Annotated in this window: 1 protein-coding gene; it reads right to left on the reverse strand. The window is 63.6% G+C overall.

The features are described 5' to 3' along the window. Nucleotides 1-29: 29 nt before the first annotated feature. On the reverse strand, nucleotides 30-341 hold a 312-nt coding region (locus QWI17_RS03300; protein WP_502553137.1), incomplete at its 5' end, for a Rossmann-fold NAD(P)-binding domain-containing protein.

Below are 341 nucleotides of genomic sequence, written 5' to 3' on the forward strand. Positions count from 1 at the left end.
TGAGGCCGGTGCATGCAACACAAACCCCGTCAGCCATACAACAACCGCTCCGCCAACATCTGCGCCACCCGCGCCGGCGAGCGTTTCTCTGCTTGGGCATGGCCGAACACTTCGGTCAGCCGCGATGGTATGCGTGCCAGGTGCGAGGTGATGGTGCCCAGGTCTTCGCCACGGTGGGTGAGCGCCACGTAAATCAAGCCACCGGCATTGATCACATAATCGGGCGCATACAGTATCCCGCGGGTCTCCAGCTGGTCAGCCACCTGCAAGGTGGTCAGCTGGTTGTTCGCCGCCCCCGCCACTGCCGCGCAGCGCAGTTGCATCACGCTCTGCCCGTTCAG

It is taken from the genome of Gilvimarinus gilvus, from assembly GCF_030518155.1.
In the GTDB taxonomy this organism is placed as follows: Bacteria; Pseudomonadota; Gammaproteobacteria; order Pseudomonadales; family Cellvibrionaceae; genus Gilvimarinus; species Gilvimarinus gilvus.